Source organism: Elusimicrobiota bacterium (genome assembly GCA_026388155.1).
GTDB lineage: Bacteria > Elusimicrobiota > Elusimicrobia > Elusimicrobiales > UBA9959 > UBA9634.
Genome location: JAPLKI010000021.1, coordinates 63,502 through 84,082 on the forward strand (window position 1 = coordinate 63,502; position 20,581 = coordinate 84,082).

Consider the following 20,581-nt stretch of genomic DNA (forward strand, 5'->3'; position numbering starts at 1 on the left):
TTGGAGGCTAGAATGATAAGCATTTCCGTTAAATGTCCGCGTTGCGGCAAAACATTGGTGAGCGCCACCAAGAAACTGGACAAAGTTCCGGCCCTTGAGGTGAACCTGACCTATGCGGGTAAACACGCCCCCCTGTATCTCAGTTCGCTCTACGGCAGCTACATGGTTGAGACCGAGCTTAATGTGCCGCTCGGAAAAGTAGCCGGTTTCCGCTGCCCCCACTGCAAGGCGGACCTGAAAATACTCAGGAAATGCGAGGCCTGCGGTGCGCAGATGGTGGCTTTTAACCTTAAAGAAGGCGGCCAGGTGCAGTTTTGTTCAAAACGCGGCTGTAAAAAACACCTTCTTGAATTCCAGAACCCGGATAACGAATTGCAGGCTTTCTATAAGTCTTATCTGAAAGCGATGAAATAAGTTGATAGTGTAGAGTGGAGAGTGTAGAGAATTAAATTGAAATTTAAGATTTAAGTTCTACGCTCTCCACTCTCACTTTTTAGTGCTGTTCTCTACACTATCTACCCTCCACTATTTGAATGACCGAAACCGAACATAAAAGTTTTTTCAGAACCTTAAAAGTCCTGACCCTGCTGCCGCTGGTCCTGATGGCGGCGGGGGTTTGGTATTATATCGCCAAGCATAACAGAACGGGCCCGGCGCCGGATAACGCCGGCCTGGGCGCGAACGCGGAACGCGGCCGGGAGGACCCGAAAGCGCGCCGCCCTGCCCGGGGGTGGCAGCCCGGAGGTCAGGCGCCGGATACTAGCCCGGCGGCCGCCGAGGCCGCCCTTGACATACAAGGCGACGAGAATTTTAAAAGTCAGGTCACTCATTCGCTTAAACTTATCTGGCTCTCCGACAGAGAGGATTTCCTGTTTATAAAAAAATATCTCGCCGTCATACGCAACGAAGATAAGACGGATCTTTATTTTGACGGCGACGGTCGGCCGGTAGCCGCGCTTTCAAGCGCCCAGGCCGGGCGCTCGCTTACCTGGTGCGCCGGGCTTATCGCCCACCAGGCCTTTCACTCCTACATAAAATTTAATTCCAAAAAAGGGGAAAAGATGTTCAGGCCGCCCCTTCCCGGCGAGAAGGATGAGAGGAAATTCTCGGTTAATCTAACGCCCCTTGATTATACAAGCCTTGACGAAATTCTTGATGTAGAGGCCAAGGCTTGCTCTTTCCAGGCGGAAATACTGCGTAAAATCGGCGCGCCGAAGTCGGAAATTAACAGTCTGCGTAGAAGAGCTCCGCGCGATTTCAGCGTTTCCCATGACGGCAATTATTCCATAAAGCCATAAAAGCAGGGATTAGTGGCGAGCGGCGAGGGTGAAGAAATATAAAGAACTCCTTCCCTAACCCCTATTCGCTAACCCCTAATCCCTGTCAACTATGCCATTGATCCACGAACTTTCTATCGGGTCCTTAAAACTTAAAAGCAACCTTTTCCTCGCCCCTATGGCGGGCATCACAAATCAGGCCTTCCGGATTTTGGCCTCGGAAGGCGGGGCCGGTCTGGTTGTAACGGAAATGATTTCCGCCGACAGCATACGCTACGCCAACAGAAAATCTTTTAAAATGCTGGAACTTTCTCCGGCGGAGCATCCGGTGGCTGTCCAGCTCTTCGGCTCGGATCCGGCGTCTCTGGGCCTTGCGGCCCGCGCCGCGGTTGAGGCGGGGGCAGATGCAATAGACATCAATGCGGGATGTCCGGTAAAAAAGATACTCCGCAACGGCGCCGGCGCCGCCCTGATGAAAAAGCCGCTTTTACTGGCGGACATAGCGCGCACGATCCGCAAATGCGTGAAGGTGCCTGTACTGGTCAAGCTTAGGCCCGGATGGAATGAAAAAGAGCTTTTAAGCCCGGAACTGGCGAAAATGATGGAAGAAGAGGGGGTTTCCGCCATAACCCTGCATGGCCGCCCGGTCGCCAATTGTCACTCGGGGCCCATAAACCTTGAAGCTCTGCGTCTGACGGCCGCTGCCGTTAAAATACCGGTTATAGGCAATGGCGGGGTAAACGGCGCACCCGAGGCGCGCGCCATACTTGAAACCGGCTGTGCCGGAGTGGCTATAGGCAGGGGAGCGGTGCGTAATCCGGCGATCTTTCGGGAAATAGCCGGGGAACTGGACGGCCTTTCTACGGAATTGCTCGGCGACAGCGAACGCATGAAGCTGTTTTTGAGGTTTCTTGAACTCAACGCCGGGCTTCACGGAGAGGAGCGGGGGCTTGCCTCGTCCCGGAAGCTTGTTGGCTACTGGCTTAAAGGCCTGCCAGGCAGCGCGGCCGCGCGCGCTTCTTTCATGACCCTGAAAACCCTTAAAGAGGCCCGGGCCCTTTTGATACAATATACAGATTAGAGCGCTTTGCGCTCTAATCGCCATAAGCTTTAAGCTATAGGCCATAAGCTTTTTATGACCTCCTTAAAATAGGTTTATGTATAAAGTTTCTGCGTATGGCTTATGGCATACGGCCTATGGCAGACAAATACGTTTCATTTTAACCCGTTGTTATGAAAGAAACAATTGACTTCCCTGAAACGCCGTTAATGCAGCAGTATCAGACCTTAAAAAACTCATGCCCGCAGGCCATTCTTTTTTTCAGGCTGGGTGATTTCTACGAAATGTTCTCCGAAGACGCCGCCGCGGCAAGCGCCCTGCTCGGGCTTACTCTTACCGCCAGGAACGGCGTGCCCATGTGCGGCATTCCCTACCACTCCGCTTCAGGATATATCTCAAAACTGCTGGCGCTCGGACGCAAAGTGGCCATTTGCGAGCAGACCGCGCCTTCAGCCGACCTGAAAAAAACAAAGCTTTTTAAACGGGAAGTGGTGCGCATGATAACGCCCGGCACCATAGTGGAAGACGAACTGCTGCGTACCAGGTCCTCCAATTATCTGATCGCGTTGAAGCTTGATATCGTGGGCTGGGGCCTGGCCTACATGGACGCGTCCACGGGCGAGTTTTTCGCCACTCAAAACCTCAACGATCCGGACTTGTCCTGCCTGCTCGCGATGGTTTCGCGCCTGGCTCCCGCTGAAATTATCGCCGGGCCGCACACCATTGCCGAGCTGAAAAAAAGAAATATCGTTTTTTCCGGAGCGGAAATTACCGAATATGAAAACGTTCATGTCGGAAGACCGGCCTGGGGGCTCGAAAGCGTGTGGCAGAACCACAAGCTGGCCGCGGGAACGGCCGCCGCCGCCGCCGCGTATGTACGGCTGAACCAGCCCGGGCTTAAAGAGGCTTTTTCCCCTTCTTTTTTTGAGTCCACGAACCGCCTCCAGCTGGACGAATCGGCCATAAAAACGCTGGAGCTTGTGAGTTCGCAGTATGACGACGACTCAAAAACGCTGTGGGGATGCATTGATCTGACAAAAACCTCCATGGGTTCACGCCTGCTTAAAAGGTGGCTGCTTGAGCCGCTGGCCGAGCCGCACGCTATTAACATCCGCCAGAACTTCACCGCATTCCTGGCCGAGAATCGGGAAGCCCGGGAGGGCCTCGCTGAAATAATTTCCCAGATCCCCGACATTGAACGCCTGCTCGGCCGGGTACTGGCCCGCAGCGCCGCCCCCCGGGATGTCGCCGCTGTGCGCAAAGCTCTCGGCCAGCTGCCGCGCCTGAAACTTCTTTTAAGTTCCGCCAGTTTTTTTGAGCGGGTGCCGGAGCTGGCCGGCCGCCTGGAAACGATTTCCCCCGCCCTTACCGCGCTTCGGGAAAAACTTGAGGCCGCGCTCTCTGATAATCCCCCCGCCAAGGTTTCCGACGGCGGGGTGATACGGGAAGGTTTCAGTTCCGAGCTTGACGAACTTCGCTCCACCCGCAGGAACAGCCAGAAACTGCTGTCCGAAATAGAGCTGCGCGAAAGGAACAAAACCCAGATCCCTTCGCTTAAGGTGAGCTACAACAGCGTTTTCGGCTATTATATCGAAGTCACCAAACCGCATTTGCCGAAGGTTCCTCATTATTACACCCGCAAACAGACCCTTGTTAACGCCGAGCGGTTCATTACCGAAGAGCTGAAAATACTGGAAGGAAAGATCCTGGGCGCCGAGGAGCGCACGCAGAAACTTGAGAGCCAGCTTTTCTCGGAACTTAAAGAGACAGTGGCCGGCGCCCTGAAAGAGCTGCGCGCTTTCGCCGTCAGCGCGGCCGAACTGGACGTGTTCTTCTCTCTCTCCGAGGCCGCCGTTAAATACGACTTTGCCCGGCCAGTTATTACGAGCGGTTCCGAGCTGATAATAGAGGAAGGGCGACACCCCGTGGTGGAAAAATATCTGAGCGCGGGCGAGTTCGTCCCCAACGATTTAAGCATAAGCGGCACCGACCCCCAAATAATCATCCTTACCGGCCCGAACATGAGCGGCAAGAGCGTGTATTTACGGCAGACCGCCGTTATAGTGATACTGGCGCAAATAGGCTCTTTTGTGCCGGCCAAGGCCGCCACCATAGGAATTGTGGACAGGATAATGACGCGCATAGGCGCGCAGGACCGGTTGGCCAGGGGAGAGTCCACTTTTATGGTGGAAATGCGCGAAACGGCCTCCATTTTAAATCTGGCCACGCCGAAGAGCCTGATATTGCTTGACGAGGTCGGACGCGGCACTTCCACCTTTGACGGCATTTCCATCGCCTGGGCGGTGGTGGAGCGGCTTTATAGACCGGAAGGCGGCCCGAAAGTTCTTTTTGCCACCCATTATTTTGAGCTTACGGAGCTTGCGGAGAAATTCGCGGGCATTAAAAATTTCAATATAGCTGTGAAAGAATGGACCAACGCCGCGGGCAAGACCGCCGTGGTGTTCCTGCATAAAATATCCTCCGGCCCCGCCGACAAATCCTACGGCATACACGTGGCCCAGCTGGCCGGGCTTCCCGACTCCGCCATACAGCGCGCGCGCGAAATTCTGCGCGTGCTTGAAACCAAGGGCAACATACAGGCCGGCTCCGCCGAAGACAACGCGGCCCCCATGCTGCCTATTTTCTCTAACCACCCGGTGCTTGACGAAATAAAAATGTGCGACCCGAAGAACATGACGCCCATGCAGGCCCTTCAGGCCGTAGAGGACTGGAAAAAGCGCCTGGAGTGAACATCCGTTTCCGCCTTAAAATCTCAAACATCAGAACCGGCTGCCCGTAATTTCAGGCCTTTTGTACCCTTGACACCTGGTCCGGCCCCTGCCATCCTATTAGATAGCGGTGAGAGATCTCAGTCAAGGCTTACCCCGCTCTTTTGGATTTGCATTGGAGCCAAAAAGACTGGTCTGTGCAGGTGCCGTATTAATTCAGCGCTGAAGAACTGAAGTTTTTCACCCTCTTCCGCTTCAGAGCTTCAGTTCTTCAGCTCTAGTCTAAGGAGCCATTATGAGGATCGTAAAAATTGCGTCTATAGCCGCCATTTTGTCCATCGGGCTTGGGATTTTTTTAATTGTTCCGGCGCATAAGCAAACGGTAAATGTTCCCGGAGATCTGAGGGACGCACCCGGCTCAGGCAGCGCGCTCGAACAGATCGGTTTCGACGGCAACAGCGGTCTGGCTATCCCCAACCCCGGGAAAGCCGCCGCCAGAATAGCCCCGGCCCCGGCCGCCCGCTCCAAAGCCGCCCGGCAAACCAAGGAATGGACCGTGATGTACTATTCCACCACCAAGGATAAACTGCGCTATTCACTTGTGTGGCAGCTTCTTGAAATGAAGAAAACCGGCTCCACGGATAGTGTGAATGTGGTGGTGGAGGCCGCCTTTCCGGTTAAATCGGCCGACGGGGTAATTTCAACCCCCACTGTGCGCATGGCGCTGGGAAAAGGCTCTCCGGAGGCGGAGATGGACAAGTACATTAAACTGCTTATGAGTTCGCAGGGCGGGCCCATAGACGCCGCCGTTCTCAAGCCTTTCGCGGCGGACATCGTGAAGAGCGAAAACAACGTCGATACAGGGGACTGGCGCCGCGTTGCCGCTTTCGGCAGGTGGGCTAAGGAAGAGTATCCCGCCAGAAGATACGCTTTTGTGATCTACGGCCACGGGAACGGCTTCTTTGACGATAAAAAGCCGGTAAGAAAGGGCGCCCCGCCGGGCAAGGCAACGCTGCGCGATACCGACACCGGAAATTACGTGACCACTCCGGAGCTGAGCCAGCTTATGGCCGTTATCGGCAAGGTGGATATTTTTGTGATGCAGTCCTGCCTGATGCAGATGGCTGAAGTGGCTTACCAGATAAAAGATTACGCGGATGTTATAGTCGGCTCCAGTGAACTTCTGTGGTCGGTGGGTTATGATCTGGGCGGTATGGTGAAGACTCTTGACGACAACCCCGGTATTTCCACTCAGGGCCTGGGCGCTTCCCTGGCGGACAGCTACGTTCAGGGGGTTAAGGATTATAAGCTGTCCGGAGGGCATTCTTCGGTGCTGCTTACGGCAAAGCTTCCCGCTTTTGCCGAAAAGTTGGATGCCTGGGTTGACGCGGTCACCGCGCTTAATGACAAGAAGATATTTCTTGCCGGCGTGAAGGAAACGGCGCGTTTTGATATTTTTGGCGTTACCGTCGCTTCCACGCAGACCCTTGTGGCGAGCCGGGTGTCGATATCGGGCGACCTTTACGACTTTGTCCGCATAGTAAACGAAGGCCTGCCGCAGGATAACCCTGCAACCCTGCCGGCGCGTCTGCGCGGGACCGAGTTGATGAGTTTTATCGCCAATGAACTGGTTTATAAATACGCCTATACCGGAAAATCCAACACGGGCGTGGACTTCAGCCGCGCCCACGGCCTTTCCATTCATATTCCGCCGGTGGCTCTAATAGGCGGGAATATCGAGGGTTTTAACGCCCTGTGTGAAACCAATTACTGGGATCTGCCTTTTGCCAAAGAAACCAAGTGGGGATCTTTTCTTAGCTGGCTATATGGGCGTAAACCCCGTTAGCAAATGGGCAAATAAACCACCGGTATTTTTGAAATAGCCGTAAGAAAAGCGGCGGTTTTTTCCCGTCGTTTCCCTTCTGTCAACGTCAACTAACCACCAACAACTAAAAAATCCGCCTGCCTCCGGCGACCTCGTTCTGGGCCTTTCGGCCTAATTCCATTGCCCTTTAGGCCCAAGTGTTTCCAGGGGCGTCTATATTATAATATCAGAAGAATCTAATTTACAGGAGAATGCTTTGAAAAGAATATACCTCTTGGCTGTGCTGTGCCTTCCCTCTTTTTCCGCAAAAGCCGGCGATTTTAACCTTGACGGCCTGAACGCCGCTGCCGTTCGCGCGGCCGCCGGCACGCCCGTCGCAACGCCGCGGGTCTCCGGTCCGAAGGATTGGACCGTGATGTTCTATTCCACCACCAAAGACAAGCTCCGTTATACGCTTATGTGGCAGCTGCTTGAAATGAAGAAGACCGGCTCCACGGACCGGGTGAACGTGGTGGTTGAGGCCTCCATCCCGGTTAAATATGCGGACGGCTCGGTTTCCACTTCGACTTTCAGGATGGCTCTGGGTAACGCCGGCAATGCCGCTGAATTGGATAAGCTGATAGAGAATATGTTTAATGAGAGCGACGGGCCCATCAACGCCGCTATACTCGCGCCTTTCGCGCCCGATATGGTCAAAACTGAAAACAATACGGACTCCGGCGACTGGCACCGCGTGGCGGATTTCACCAAATGGGCCAAGACCAATTATCCGGCCAAAAGGTACGTTTTTGCAATTTATGGGCATGGCAACGGCATTTTCGACCAAAAAAAAGGCCCCCAGAAGGGAACGCTGATAGACACGGATACACAAAACTATGTTACACTGCCCGAGTTGCGCCTGCTTATGGCGGAGACCGGCAGGGTGGATGCGTTCGTTATGACGTCCTGCATTATGCAGATGGCCGAAGTGGCCTGGCAGATCAAGGATTATACCGATGTGGTCGTGGGGTCCAGCGAGCTTATGTCGGCGGTGGGCTATGATCTGAAAGGCATGCTGGACACCCTGAACGCGGAGCCGGCTATCACAAGCGAGCGGCTGGGCGCGACACTTGCCGACGGGTATATCGCCAGAATTAAGGCTTTCAAGATCCCCGGCGGGCACGCATCAGTAATACTTACTTCCAAGTTCCCGGCTTTTGCCGGGAAACTTAACGCCTGGGTGGACGCGGAACTGGCGATTAAGGACCGGGCCGCCGTAACCGCGGCCGGTAAGCAGGTGGCCCGCTTCGACATATTCGGGATAACCACCGCCACCACCGCCGTTATAGCGCGCACGTTCTCCATATCGGGCGATCTCTATGATTTCGTCGACATTATGAACGCAGGCCAGTCGCAGGACACGCCGGAACAGTCGCTTGCCAGGCAGAAAGGCCGCGAGCTGATGGACTTCATATCAGGGGAGCTTATTTACAAGTATTCATATACCGGCGTATCCAACACCGGTTTCGACTATAGCCGGGCGCATGGCCTTGCTATCCATATTCCGCCCATAAGGGTGGCGGCGGCCTCGGGTCTTTTCTCGGATTTTGAGAAAAATATGGAGACGATCTACTGGGACCTGCCTTTCGCGCGCGAAACCCGATGGGGAGAGTTCCTAAGCTGGATTTATAACCGGAAGCCATAAAAACACGGAGGATAGAATGAGAAAAGTCACATTTATCGCAGCGGTATTTTTTGTGCTTTCCGCGCAGGCCTTTTCCGAAGTTAAAAACCTTGAAGATGTGGATTTGAGCGGTATAAAACGGACCGAAGCGGCCGCTTCCTCAAAGCCCGCGCCGGTCAACCCGGTGACCCCTCCCGGCGTTACCATCGCCATCTACACCACCGACGAAGAATTCAGCTTTGACACCCAGGCCAAGCCGGCCATGGACGCGAGGATAGCCGTGCTAAAAGCCGCAGGCCTGACCACTTTGGGCGGCCGGGTGGCGCAAACCCCGGACCACAACTACACTTTCATCATAGATTACGTGCCCACCGTCAAGAACGGCGCCCAGCTTCCTCCCGCCGTGATCATAGACACATATAAGAACGGTGCAGCCTACTGGCGCACAGCCGACGCGCAGGACGCCATGAACTCCTGCTCCGCCAACTTTAAGAGCGCGCAGATACCCGTTCTGAGCGCGTATCTTTACGCCGCAGGCAATGACAACGCTTTCGCGGTGGATTATGTAATGAAGAACATGCTCAGGCCCACTGCCGAATATGATGTGCAGTTCGATAAATACACCGGCGGCAAGTTCACTTTTGAGAGCGAGGCGCAGAAAGCCGTAAACAGTTTCTCGGCGCTGTTCAAGCAGGCCGGGATTCCGGCGATCAGGGGCAAAGCCGTTAAAAGGCCCGACGGCGATTACGCCGTTGAAATGGAATATGTGGTGAAGACCAATAAATACGGCGCGCGCCCGCAATTCTCCGTGGCCCGCTACGATGCCCAGGATATCTTTCCTTTTGACAGCAACGCGCTCAAGGCCTCAAAAGAGCGGCTGGCCGTGTTCTCCGGCGCCGGCGTCCCCCCTGTCAGCAATATAGTGCGGCCCGTCGGAACCGATTATTCTTTCAGCGTGGATTTTATAGTGTTCAATATATACCAGCAGGGCGGAGTGATCCCGTCGGCCGCCATTGAAACCTATCAAGCTCCGGACACCTTCACTTTTGAGAGCGAGGCGAAAACAGCCATGCAGGAAAAGGCCGCCGTCCTGAACGGCGCGGGTTTTGCCGTGGTAGGCTCAAGGACCGTCGGCTCGCTCAACAGTTATTCATACGCGATAGACTACATATCCAAGGCTTCTTCTTCCGTCAACCCCGGCCCAAATCCTCCGGCCCCCGCGGTGAAGGTCTATAACAGCCCCGAAACATTTTCCTACGAGGACGACGCGCGCACCGCCATGGAAGAGAAGGCGGCCGCTTTTACCGGGGCTGGCCTTAAAGTGTTAAGTTCCCGCGTGGTGGCGGCGAACGGTGAATATTCATACGTAATTGAATACACCGGCCAGCTTTAATCCGGATTCTTCCAGCGATTCGTTTTTCGGGACAGGGTCTCTTTCTTATCCAGTAAAATTCCCTCATTTCATCACGACACACTGTTGTCGTGTCGGCCTGCTATACTCAAAAGGTAGCGTCTACCTTTTTGAGGAGGAATTATGCCTGCGCCATTACGAATAGCTTATCCAGGGGCGTATTATCATGTAATAACCCGTGGAAATAATAAATCAGAACTGTTTTTGGACACAGCGGACAGGTTTGAATATCTTAAATTGCTGAATTCCAGGGCTGCGGAGTTTAATGTCAGGATACATGCTTATACTTTAATGACAAACCATGTGCATCTCTTCGTCGAAACACGGCTTGCTAATATCAGTGATTGGATGTTCAGACTGACACTGGACTACACCAAGTATTTCAATTCAAAATATTCGCGGACCGGACACTTGTTTGAGACGAGGTTTAAAAGCCGGCTGGTTCAAAAGGACAGGTATTTCCTCGCTCTGCTGCGCTATATACATTTAAACCCGGTTAAAGCCGGAATCGCTGCGAAACCTGAAGACTACCGATGGTCCAGTCACAGGGCATACCTTATCGGAGGCGATGGCGTGGTTGAGACCCCCTCTGAAGCCCTGGCTCTTTTCAGCGAAAATTACGGGAGCGCTTTAAATCAGTATATTGAGTTTATAAATCAGAATATCCCGCAAAAAGAATGGAAAGCCCTTGATAAGGACCGTAACGGTTGTTTGGGCGACCGATTATTTCGTCAGTCCTTTTCAAAAAGGTAGACGCTACCTTTTTATTGTAAAATAAATACATGTCCGAAATTAAAGTCCTTACTGAAGAAGTGGTGGCGAAGATCGCTGCCGGCGAGGTTATAGAGCGGCCCGCCTCGGCGCTTAAGGAACTGATCGAAAATTCCCTTGACGCCGGCGCGGCTAAAATTGAGATAGAAATAGAGAAAGCCGGCAAAAAGCTCATCCGTGTGCGCGACGACGGCAAGGGTATGGATAAAGAAGACCTGCTTCTCTCGCTCGGCCGCCATGCCACCAGCAAGATAAGCTCTTTTGAGGACTTGGACAAATTAAAAACTTTCGGCTTCCGGGGCGAGGCGCTGTATTCTGTTTTCGCCGTTTCAAAACTATCTATCACAAGCGCAAAAAAAGGCGCCGATTTCGGCTGCGCCGTGGTAGGGGAGGGCGGCAAGGTAACAAAAGAAATGCCCGCCCCCCCGGTTAAGGGCACCACTGTCGAAGCGGCCGAGCTTTTTTTTAATATCCCCGCGCGCGCCAAGTTCCTTAAAAGCGACAACACGGAACGCGGTCAGCTTATGAAGACGGTGGAAGAGGCGGCGCTGGCAAATTTAAACACCGCTTTTACACTTAAACTTGACGGGGCTGAAATGTTTTCTCTTCCGGTGCTTCCCGGCGGGGATATGGAGAACCTTAAGCACAGGGCGGCCGTCATTTTCGGAAAAAACGTTTACGGCGGGCTTATAGTCGTTGAAAGCCGCCGCCCGGGGCTTGCCGTTTACGGGCTTTTTTCAAGGCCGGACGCCTTAAGCGCCACGCGCTTCAACCAGCATTTTTTCGTGAACAAAAGGCCGGTGGTCTCAACACTCCTCAGGCAGGCGCTTTACCGCGGCTACGAGCATATGCTCGCCGGCAAACATCCCGCCTGCGCGCTTTTTCTTGAGCTTGACCCCTCCGTTTTTGACGCTAATATCCACCCGCAGAAAAAAGACGTCAAATTCTCGAACGATAATGAGATTTTCAAGGCCGTTTCGGGTACGATTTATTCCGAGCTTTTAAAAAAGCAGACAGGCGAGGTCCGCTTTTCAGGCGATGCCTCCAAAAACACTTTCAGCGCGCCGGATCTGCCCTCCGAAGTTAAGGTGAAAGCGGGTGCTCCCCCTTATGGACAAGGCCCCGCGCAAACATCCGTCGCCGCCGGAGGCGGAGATTCCCTTTTTGAACCGCAGGCCGTGCCTGGAGGCGCATCCCTTACCGCTGAAACGCGACCCGACTGGTATGCCCCGCCTATCGTCTATCTTGGCCAGGTGGCCAAAAGCTATCTGCTTTTTGAATCGGCCGGCGGCCTTCTTGTGGTCGACCAGCACGCGGCGCAGGAACGGGTGCTTTTCGAAAAATATCTTGAGGAATTTTCAAAAGGGTCGATAAAAGTTCAGCCGCTTATCCTGCCTGTCTCAGTTGAGCTCAGCCGTTCTCAGCTGGAAACCATTTTAAAGTGGAAAGACTGGCTTGCCACGGCTGGTTTTGAAATCGAGCAGGGTGGGCCGGGCACGGCGCTTTTGCGCGCTACTCCGGCGCTTTTTTATTTTACCCCGTCAGCGTTTAATGAATTCCTCGGCTATCTTTCCGAGGTTTTGGGCGACCCGTCAAAATCCACGGAGGAGCTTAAGAGGAATACTATAGCCACCATGGCCTGTAAAAAGTCAATAAAGGCGCACGATTACATAAAGCCGCAGGAGGCTCTGCGCCTGCTGGAAGACCTTAAAAGCGCCAAAGACAGCTTCCACTGCCCCCACGGCCGCCCCACTCTTTTTTATCTTTCCCCCTCGGAAATCGCCCGCCGCTTCGGTCGCTCAGGTGCTCTTTAGCGGACGACTCGCAACTGGTTCGAAAATAGAAAAACGATATTTTTTAACATGACAAGACGCTGTCGCATTGATGAGCTATACTATTAGCAGTATCCGCTGAAGGATGGTGACAGTATGGGTGAATTCATAGCTATAGATTTTGAAACAGCCGACTATGGGCCCGATTCCGCCTGCTCCGTGGGGCTTGTTAAAGTAAAGAACGGGAAAATAGCGCAAAGGCTGTATTGCCTCATCCGCCCGCCCAGAGAGGAGTTCCTTTTTACCGATATTCACGGCATTTCATGGGAGGATGTGGAAAATTCGCCCGATTTTAAAGGCGTCTGGCCAAAAATAGCGGACTTCATAAGCACAGCCGAAACACTCGCCGCTCACAACTCGGGGTTTGATAAAAGGGTTCTATACGCCTGCTGCGCCGCCGCCGGAGTGCCGAAACCGCCTCAGCCGTTCGTGTGCACTGTGCAGTTGGCGAGGCATGTTTTAAAGATCCGCCCGGCAACCCTCTCCAATGTCTGCCTGCGTCTTGGCATAGAACTCAACCATCACAACGCACTCTCCGACGCCGAGGCCTGCGCCGGAATAGTCCTTGCCGCCAGTCAGAATACAGCAGTTGCAAGGCACCAGTGAGAGATTTTTGCGCTTCATTTTAGTGCCCGTAAATTTTGTTGTCCTAAAATTCAGGAAAAACATTTTATTGCCGCAAAAACATAAAAAGCAACGCGACAAGACGCTGTCGCGTTGGTGTGCTATAACATAGGGGCAGCGGATAGAGGCTAGCGGTTAGTGGCCGGACAGGAAACTCCTTCTCTAATCCCTATCCGCTACACGCTATCCGCAGCCCTAAAGGAGGCTTTATGAAATGGCAGGTAAAAGCGTGGCTGGGAGAAAGCTATAAGCTGGAGAAAGACAATGGCTTGAAAGCCTATGTTTATAAAAGCGTTTTATGGGCGGGGTCTTATCTTAAGTGGAGAACGCCAGGCTACGATGTGCTGTATAAAGGACATTCCATAGCCCGCATTTATTTTGAAAGAAAGGGCGCCTTGGTGAAAACATTTGATGCGGCGGCAGCCTATCCGGAGATTTCAGGGCAGGACCTGGTGGAAATCGCAACGCGGGTGAACACGCTGAGATTCGCAAGTGCTCAGTTGAACTAAAACAGAAGCGGCACTTCAAAGCCTTATACTTGCGCTTCTTGTGCCGCTTTCCGATGCTTAGGTTTCAGAACGGAACTATTTCCGTTTTGAGGTTTTTTTCGCTTTTTTCTTGGCTACTTTCTTAGCGACTTTCTTTTTAGCTTTAGGCATTTTTTCTCCTGGCGCTTATTTTGCGCTTATTGATTTTATCTATTGTTTAAATAAAATGCAATAGATATTTTTACAAATCCCCCTCAATTTTCTAGACTCTAAAGAGTTGCCGCGGCTTTTGGAGCGGAAATCGGAGAAAAATATGCAGGCGTCGCATAACATTATTCGAATGCTTTCGAAACTGGGGTTCTGCTCTCGGAAACAGGCCGTTGAGTATGTTCGCGACGGCAGAGTAACCCTTAACGGGCGGGTAACCACCAATCCCGGACAGCCCGCCACGGCCAAAGACAAAATACTGGTGGATGGCAAACCTCCCGCGCGTCGGGAAAAGATCTGCCTCCTTTTTAACAAGCCGGCCGGCTGCGTCACCACAAGAAGCGACGAACTGGGGCGGAAAACGGTGTATGATTATCTGGGCGGCGCGCTAAGCTGGGTCTTTCCGGTAGGCCGCCTGGACCTGGAATCGGAAGGGCTTCTGGTGTTCACGAACGACACCGATCTCGGTAACCGGCTGACCGATCCGCGCTACAAGATCCCCCGCACTTATCAGGTTACCATAGACGGGATACTGTCGCAGCACGATATCGAAAAAATAATTCACGGCGGAATAGACATCGGCAGGGGCGAGTTTACCGGTCCCGCGAATATTTTCCCCCTTAAACAGGAAGGCGGCGCTCAGACTCTGGAGATTACTATTGCCGAAGGTAAAAATCGCGAGATACGAAGGATGTTTGAGGCGTTGGGAAGGCGGACGCTGAAACTTGTCAGAACCCGTTTCGGCCCGTTTGAGCTTGGCAATATCCCGTCAGGAAGTTGGCGCGCGGTCCCTATTCCGAAACAGCAAGAATAACTGTATCCTGCCTATGGCATAAAGCCTACGGCTTATGGCTTTCTTCATCCTGTTTTCTGAAGAAATGGGGAAGTTTTTCCGGAAGCTCAAGAGAAAGCTCCACCAGGCCGCGGGGTTTGCCGTCCTTAAACCACGGTGTCTGGTAGATCAGCTTTTTAACCCCGTTCTTTTCTATGGTATAGGCGTTCGTGCAGGGCGTTTTCAGCATGGCGTTAAGCTTTGCCCTGGCCGGTTCGGGATGGCAGTCAAGCGCATTGGCACCCACAAGGGATGCCCCTCCCTTTTTCTGAAAAGTTTCCCCGGATTTTTTATTCATGGAGAGTATTTTTCCCTCCAGGTCACAAACCGTAATAGCGAAATTAACCTCTTCCTGCCAGTTGTCCATAAATTATTTCCTTTCAAATCAAAATACTTTTACTTAGCCCGCCGTTCTATTTTATAAAATATGGCTATGCTCAAATCCCCGTTTTTAGAGCTTGTCGCAAAGCGGCGCAGCATAAGAAAGTATAAGCCCCTGCCGGTGGAAAGGGAAAAACTGTCGCTCTGCCTTGAGGCGGCGCGCCTGGCCCCGTCAGCCTGCAACGCCCAGCCTTACCGCTTTATAGTTGTGGACGAGCCTGAGCTGAAAGGAAAAGTTTCAAAAGCCGCTTTCTCAGGCATTTACTCCGTCTGCAAATTCGCCGCGGGGGCCGGCGCGCTGGTGTTCGTGGTCTCGGAGCGCGGGAAATTTAGCGCCTGGTTCGGCAATCGTGTGCAAAGCACGGATTTCCGGCTGGTGGATGTGGGCATAGCCGCCGAGCATTTTGTGCTGGCGGCCGCGGAGCAGGGCATCGGCACCTGCTGGCTCGGCTGGTTTAACGCTAAGGCGGCGGCGCGCGCCCTTGGCCTAGGGCCCGGCAAGAAGGTGGAAATAATACTGTCCGCGGGCTACCCGGACGAAGCTCCCTCCCAGCGGCAAAGAAAAAGCATGGAGGACTTTTCCGTGTTTAACGGCGGCTGCTGAAAACGAGACAGGTGTGGGTGGAACGAGTGCGGCACAATTCAGCAGAGCTGGTTACAGTCGTTGGAAAAGGTGTTGAAATGAAAACCATAATATTTTTTCTGTTTTTAGCGGCGGCTCTCTTTCCGGCAACGGCGCTCGCCGCAAGCGGCTGCCCCAGGGGGCAGGATTCCTGCTCCGATCCGGTAAAGAAAAAATCCGGGTTTCTGAGCGACGTTGAAGCCGCCCAGAAAAAACCGCCTCCCGCCTCGGCGGTAAAAAAAACAGTTTCCTCCAAGCCCGGCGGGGTTCCGGTACTTAACTCTTCCGCCGCCGCGGCGGCCCAGGGAAGCGCGGCCCCCGCTCAGGGCGGTTTTTCCAGGCCGGCCTGGCTTTTGCTTGTTGCCGGCGGACTTGCCGTCCTTTACCAATATTTGAAAGACGGGAAACGCAGAGGGAGAAAAAAATGAATTTTGTCGATCCGGAAAGTTTCAGGCGCGCTTCAACTTTTATTCATGTTTCACAGGGGGCCGCCCTTTTGGTTTTGGGCGCGGTGGAAGCCCGCGCTCTGGGCAATAAATCAGGAAAAATAAATTTTCTTCCCCCCGCCGCTTTTCTTTTCGGCTCAGCCCTCATGCTGTGCTCCATGTTTTATTTTTTGGGCGGCTGGAAATTGCAGCTGTTTCACGACGCGCTTGAACTGAAAGGCGGTTTCTATGTCTTCTCGGCTTTCGCCTGGTTTTTCGCGGCAGCCGGCCTGAGCCGCCTGATGGCGCTCTACATGGGCGAAAAAGGCGGGCTTTGGCAATTTCTTTTCCTGGGATTCCTTTGCGTGATAGGCCTGCTTTACTTCAGCGTGCCTTACAGGGTTAACGAAGCGGCCTGGGATCCGGTATTTACCGCGCACACGGCCATGGGCTTAACTTTGATCGCCGCCGTGCTTATGAAAGTTTTTCACTTTTTCTTTGAGAAAAAGGCCTTCCATGTAATATGGGCCGTTTTAATATTTGCCACGGCCGGCCAGCTGATTATTTACCGCGAAGACCCGCGCGCTTTTGAATACCAGCTGGTAACCATTCAGTCTTCTCCCGCGCCGCAGATCCCGGCGGTAAAAAAAATTCCCGCAAAAAAAAATGCCAAGCCTGCTGATAAAAAACGGCCTTCTCATTGACCCCGCCTCCAAAACCGAGCATAAGGGCGACCTGTTGATAAAAAACGGCCGCATCGCCGCAATTGGAAAACGCATTGCACCCCCCCGGACAGGAATTGAAATTTACGACGCCGCCGGCTTGTGGGTTTTTCCCGGATTCATAGACATGCATGTTCATGCGCGCGAGCCGGGGGATGAAGACGCGGAAACGCTGCTCACGGCCGCGCGCGCGGCCGCCGCGGGCGGCATAACCTCCGTTCTTTTAATGCCGAACACAAAGCCGCCCATGGACAGCCCGGCTTTGCTGAGAAAGTTTATCATTAAAGCGCGCCGTCAGTGCCCGGTGAACATGTTTTTCTCCGCCGCCGCCACCGCCGGCCGCTCGGGTAAAAAACTTTCCCGGTTAAAAAAGCTTAAAACCGCCGGCGCCGTCGCTTTTACCGACGACGGCTCAACGCTTGCCGGTCCCGCCCTGCTGATGTCTGCTCTTGAGACCGCCAAAAAACTTAAAATACCGCTGCTTGACCATCCGGAGGATTTTAACCTGACCGGAATTGGAGTGGTTGACGAATCCGCGTCCGCGCGGCTTAAACTTCCGGCGATAGCGAGGGAAGCGGAAATATTCGCCGTTTTGCGCGATATTTTTGCAGCGGGCTCGGCCGGGCCGATACATTTACAGCACCTCAGCTGCGCAGGCAGCGTGGCGGCCGCGCGCGCGGCTAAAAAACTCGGTCTGCCCGTAACCGCTGAAACCTGCCCGCACTATTTTTCGCTGACATCCGGCGATATAAAGCGGCCCGACGCCGATTTTAAAATGAAACCTCCCTTAAGGAGGGGAGCCGACCGGCTGGCCGTAATACGGGGACTTGCCGACGGAACTATCGACGTCATCGCCTCCGATCACGCGCCTCACCCGGCTGCGGAAAAAGCGCGGGGTTTTCTTAAAGCCCCTTTCGGAATTATCGGGCTTGAAACCATGGTTCCCCTCGCCCTGACGGAGCTAGTGGGCAAGGGCCGCGTGACCAGGCTGCGCCTGGCGGAGCTTTTAAGTTTCAATCCCGCGCGTATACTCGGTCTTAAAACAAAGGGCGCCCTTAAAAAAGGTTTTGACGCCGACCTAACGATAATAGATCCGCGCGCTATTTACAGTGTGCCGGAAAAATTCTTTTCAAAATCCGCAAATTCCCCTTTCATCGGCCGGCGGCTTAAGGGCCGTGCCGAAGCCTGCATAGTGGCGGGCAAACTTGTGTTCTCCGGCGGCCGTGTTTTGAAGTAAGCTGCACGAAACCGCCGCCTCAGTGGCCCGCGCGCTCCGTAATATGTAAAATTGAATAACACCATGGGATTCTTATACAGAAAACTCGTCAGGCGCCTGCTGTTCGGTATGAATCCGGAGCTCGCCCACAACACCGCCATCAGAACCGCCAGTGTGCTTCAAGGTTTTAAACTGGCGAATTTAATAACGGAACTGCTCTCCAAGGCCAAACAATTCCCGGTGGCCGCCGCCGGCCTGAAATTTAAAAATCCTATAGGCCTCGCGGCCGGATTTGACAAAGACTGCGAGGTTCCGAAATTTATTTCACGTCTTGGGTTCGGCTTTCTTGAACTGGGTACCGTGACGCTGCGCCCCCAGAACGGAAACCCCAAGCCGCGTCTTTTCAGGATAAGCGAAAAAAAAGCGCTCATCAACCGCATGGGTTTTAACAATGTGGGCGCCTACCAGGCCGCGCGCTCGCTTGAGCGCCTTCTGCCGCTGGATATCCCTATCGGCATAAACATCGGCAAGAATGCGGACTGTTCGCTTGCTCTCGCGCCGAAAAATTATCTGGAGGCGCTTAAAATACTTTACCCGTACGGCGATTATTTCGCCGTTAATATCAGCTCTCCGAACACCCTGCAGCTGCGCGAGCTTCATCAGAAAGAGAAACTGGAGCGCCTGCTTGACCCGCTGCTTGAATTCGCATCAGGGCAAAAAACAAAAAAACCGTTTTTTATAAAGATCTCGCCCGACCTTGAAGCCGCGGAACTTGAAAGCGTTGTTTCCACCGCCGTGGCGCGCGGCTTCGGGCTTATAGCCGCGAACACCACCATAAAACGCGAAGGCCTGCCTCTGCGCTGGCAAAGCCGCGAGGGCGGCTTAAGCGGGAAACCGCTTAAAGCGCTTGCCGACGAAACGCTTAAAAAAACGGCCATACTCGCCGCCGGGCGGGTTCCCATTATAGGCGTGGGCGGAGTTTTCGACGGGCGCTCCGCCGTGGAAAAGCTCAGACTTGGCGCGGATCTGGTGCAGATTTATTCCGGGCTTGTTTATGAGGGCCCGTTTCTGGTGAAAGAAATTCTTGAATATATGGATAAAACCGGTTACAGGGGAGCGGCATGACAAAAAAAACCGGCCTGATAGCGGCTTTGGACGCGCCGGACCTGAAAAAAGCGGAGGAACTGCTTAAACAGTTGAGCGGCCTGGTTGATTTTTACAAGGTGGGTTCAGGGCTTTTTACCGCCGCGGGCCCCGCCGCTGTCGAGCTGGCGCTCAAGTACGGCAAAAGAGTTTTTTTGGACCTGAAATTCCACGATATCCCCAATACCGTCGCCGCAGCCGTAAAAAGCGCGGCAACGCTTGGCGTTTATTCCGTTTCCCTGCACCTCTCTGGCGGGGCGGAAATGCTGAAGGCCTGCGCGGCGCTCGAGAAAAAGCCGAAATTGTGGGGAATAACGGTGCTGACCAGCCTTGACGAGCACGAGCTTTTCAGGACGGGATTCCGTTGCGGCGTACTGAAAACAGCGCGCGGCCTGGCGGACCTTGGAGAGGAGAACGGGGTGGACGGAGTGGTATGTTCGCCCCTTGAAGCCGCGGAAATTAAAAAAATGCACGGCGAAAAGATAACCGTCATCACTCCGGGCGTGCGCCTTGAAAACGCCGGCGACGACCAGAAAAGAACGCTTACCCCGAAAGAAGCGGCCGGGGCCGGAGCGGATTTTATCGTTGTGGGAAGGCCGATAATCAACGCGAAAGACCCGGCTGCCGCGGCCATGGCTTTCCTTGAGGCTTTAAGGTGAGGAGTTTTGAGCGGGATTTAAGGGCGTATTTTGAAGCCTGCGGAGCCTTGCTTGAGGGGCATTTTATTTTGTCCTCCGGGCTGCACAGCCCGAACTACGCGCAATGCGCGCTGGCGCTGAAAAACCCGGCCAAAGCCGCTGAAATGGCGGCGGAGCTTAAGACGCGATGGCACGGGCAAAAACCGGATTTAATTCTTTCGCCGGCCATGGGCGGGTTGATAATCGGGCATGAAACAGCAAGGGTCTTCGGCGTGGATTTTCTTTTTACCGAGCGGGAAAATGGCGCAATGACGCTCAGACGCGGCTTCAGTCTTAAAAAAGGCGCCAAAGTAATTATTGTTGAAGATGTTTTTACCACCGGCAAATCCACGCGCGAAGCCGCGGCGGTGGCCGCCGGCTGCGGTGCCGAAGTTATAGGGGCGATGTCGGTGATAGACAGAATGGGCGACACCGGGAAACTGGAATTCCTGTCCGTAAGCCTGCTTAAACTGGACTTGACGCTTTACAAGCCGGAAACCTGCCCGCTTTGCGCCCGAAAATTACCGCTGGTAAAACCCGGGTCACGCAAATTCTAGAGCTGAAGTTCTGAAGCGCTGAAGTCTGAAGTTTATCGGATCTCGGAGCTTCCATATCTTTAGCTCTTCAGCCTCCTAAAATAGGCCGTTTGTTGGCCATTGGCCCTGATATGGCACAG

General features: G+C 53.7%; 20 protein-coding genes. 19 read left to right on the top strand and 1 reads right to left on the bottom strand.

Annotated features, from left to right (window positions below; genetic code table 11):
* Positions 1-12 precede the first annotated feature (12 nt).
* The 12 genes from NTX59_09880 (at position 13) to NTX59_09935 (ending at position 14,701) form a co-directional block, all read left to right on the top strand.
* Positions 13-414, top strand: a complete 402-nt coding sequence (locus NTX59_09880; protein ID MCX5785985.1) for a hypothetical protein — start codon at positions 13-15, stop codon at positions 412-414.
* A gap of 119 nt (positions 415-533) precedes the next feature.
* Positions 534-1,298, top strand: coding sequence for a hypothetical protein (locus NTX59_09885; GenBank protein ID MCX5785986.1), 765 nt, complete (start codon positions 534-536; stop codon positions 1,296-1,298).
* Positions 1,299-1,389: 91 nt separating this feature from the next.
* On the top strand, positions 1,390-2,358 hold the full coding sequence (locus NTX59_09890) for a tRNA-dihydrouridine synthase (protein MCX5785987.1): 969 nt from the start codon (positions 1,390-1,392) through the stop codon (positions 2,356-2,358).
* Between the two features lie 152 nt (positions 2,359-2,510).
* Positions 2,511-5,087: a DNA mismatch repair protein MutS gene (gene mutS, locus NTX59_09895; protein ID MCX5785988.1), complete on the top strand. Its 2,577-nt coding sequence runs from the start codon at positions 2,511-2,513 to the stop codon at positions 5,085-5,087.
* Between the two features lie 274 nt (positions 5,088-5,361).
* Entirely contained in the window at positions 5,362-6,912 is a 1,551-nt protein-coding gene (locus NTX59_09900; GenBank protein ID MCX5785989.1) for a clostripain-related cysteine peptidase, read from the top strand.
* Positions 6,913-7,147: 235 nt separating this feature from the next.
* A complete protein-coding gene (locus NTX59_09905; GenBank protein ID MCX5785990.1) occupies positions 7,148-8,575 on the top strand; it encodes a clostripain-related cysteine peptidase in 1,428 nt (475 codons plus the stop codon).
* 16 nt (positions 8,576-8,591) lie between these two features.
* Positions 8,592-9,947, top strand: coding sequence for a hypothetical protein (locus NTX59_09910; GenBank protein MCX5785991.1), 1,356 nt, complete (start codon positions 8,592-8,594; stop codon positions 9,945-9,947).
* Positions 9,948-10,088: 141 nt separating this feature from the next.
* Complete coding sequence (locus tag NTX59_09915; GenBank protein ID MCX5785992.1) at positions 10,089-10,718, top strand: transposase; 630 nt, start codon at positions 10,089-10,091, stop codon at positions 10,716-10,718.
* A 29-nt stretch (positions 10,719-10,747) separates the two neighbouring features.
* A complete protein-coding gene (gene mutL, locus NTX59_09920) occupies positions 10,748-12,550 on the top strand; it encodes a DNA mismatch repair endonuclease MutL (GenBank protein ID MCX5785993.1) in 1,803 nt (600 codons plus the stop codon).
* Positions 12,551-12,664: 114 nt separating this feature from the next.
* Positions 12,665-13,174, top strand: a complete 510-nt coding sequence (locus NTX59_09925) for a 3'-5' exonuclease (GenBank protein ID MCX5785994.1) — start codon at positions 12,665-12,667, stop codon at positions 13,172-13,174.
* A 227-nt stretch (positions 13,175-13,401) separates the two neighbouring features.
* Positions 13,402-13,701: a hypothetical protein gene (locus tag NTX59_09930; protein MCX5785995.1), complete on the top strand. Its 300-nt coding sequence runs from the start codon at positions 13,402-13,404 to the stop codon at positions 13,699-13,701.
* Between the two features lie 319 nt (positions 13,702-14,020).
* Positions 14,021-14,701, top strand: a complete 681-nt coding sequence (locus NTX59_09935) for a pseudouridine synthase (GenBank protein MCX5785996.1) — start codon at positions 14,021-14,023, stop codon at positions 14,699-14,701.
* Between the two features lie 25 nt (positions 14,702-14,726).
* On the opposite strand, the gene NTX59_09940 is transcribed toward NTX59_09935, so the two are convergent.
* The gene (locus tag NTX59_09940) at positions 14,727-15,086 is read right to left on the bottom strand and encodes a diguanylate cyclase (GenBank protein ID MCX5785997.1); all 360 of its coding nucleotides are present in this window, start codon (positions 15,084-15,086) and stop codon (positions 14,727-14,729) included.
* A 60-nt stretch (positions 15,087-15,146) separates the two neighbouring features.
* On the opposite strand from NTX59_09940, the gene NTX59_09945 reads away from it, so the two are divergent.
* The 7 genes from NTX59_09945 to pyrE all read left to right on the top strand — a co-directional run bounded on the left by NTX59_09945 (position 15,147) and on the right by pyrE (position 20,462).
* A complete protein-coding gene (locus NTX59_09945) occupies positions 15,147-15,704 on the top strand; it encodes a nitroreductase family protein (GenBank protein ID MCX5785998.1) in 558 nt (185 codons plus the stop codon).
* A 77-nt stretch (positions 15,705-15,781) separates the two neighbouring features.
* On the top strand, positions 15,782-16,150 hold the full coding sequence (locus NTX59_09950) for a hypothetical protein (GenBank protein MCX5785999.1): 369 nt from the start codon (positions 15,782-15,784) through the stop codon (positions 16,148-16,150).
* Positions 16,147-16,851, top strand: a complete 705-nt coding sequence (locus NTX59_09955; protein MCX5786000.1) for a hypothetical protein — start codon at positions 16,147-16,149, stop codon at positions 16,849-16,851. The genes NTX59_09950 and NTX59_09955 overlap by 4 nt, the downstream gene beginning before the upstream one ends.
* Entirely contained in the window at positions 16,814-18,106 is a 1,293-nt protein-coding gene (locus NTX59_09960; protein ID MCX5786001.1) for a dihydroorotase, read from the top strand. The genes NTX59_09955 and NTX59_09960 overlap by 38 nt, the downstream gene beginning before the upstream one ends.
* 63 nt (positions 18,107-18,169) lie before the next feature.
* Positions 18,170-19,210, top strand: coding sequence for a quinone-dependent dihydroorotate dehydrogenase (locus NTX59_09965; protein MCX5786002.1), 1,041 nt, complete (start codon positions 18,170-18,172; stop codon positions 19,208-19,210).
* The gene (gene pyrF / locus NTX59_09970) at positions 19,207-19,887 is read left to right on the top strand and encodes an orotidine-5'-phosphate decarboxylase (protein ID MCX5786003.1); all 681 of its coding nucleotides are present in this window, start codon (positions 19,207-19,209) and stop codon (positions 19,885-19,887) included. Before NTX59_09965 ends, pyrF begins: the two co-directional genes overlap by 4 nt.
* Positions 19,884-20,462 carry an orotate phosphoribosyltransferase gene (pyrE, locus tag NTX59_09975; protein ID MCX5786004.1) on the top strand — a complete coding sequence of 193 codons (579 nt, stop codon included), beginning with the start codon at positions 19,884-19,886 and terminating at the stop codon, positions 20,460-20,462. The genes pyrF and pyrE overlap by 4 nt, the downstream gene beginning before the upstream one ends.
* Positions 20,463-20,581: the final 119 nt, after the last annotated feature.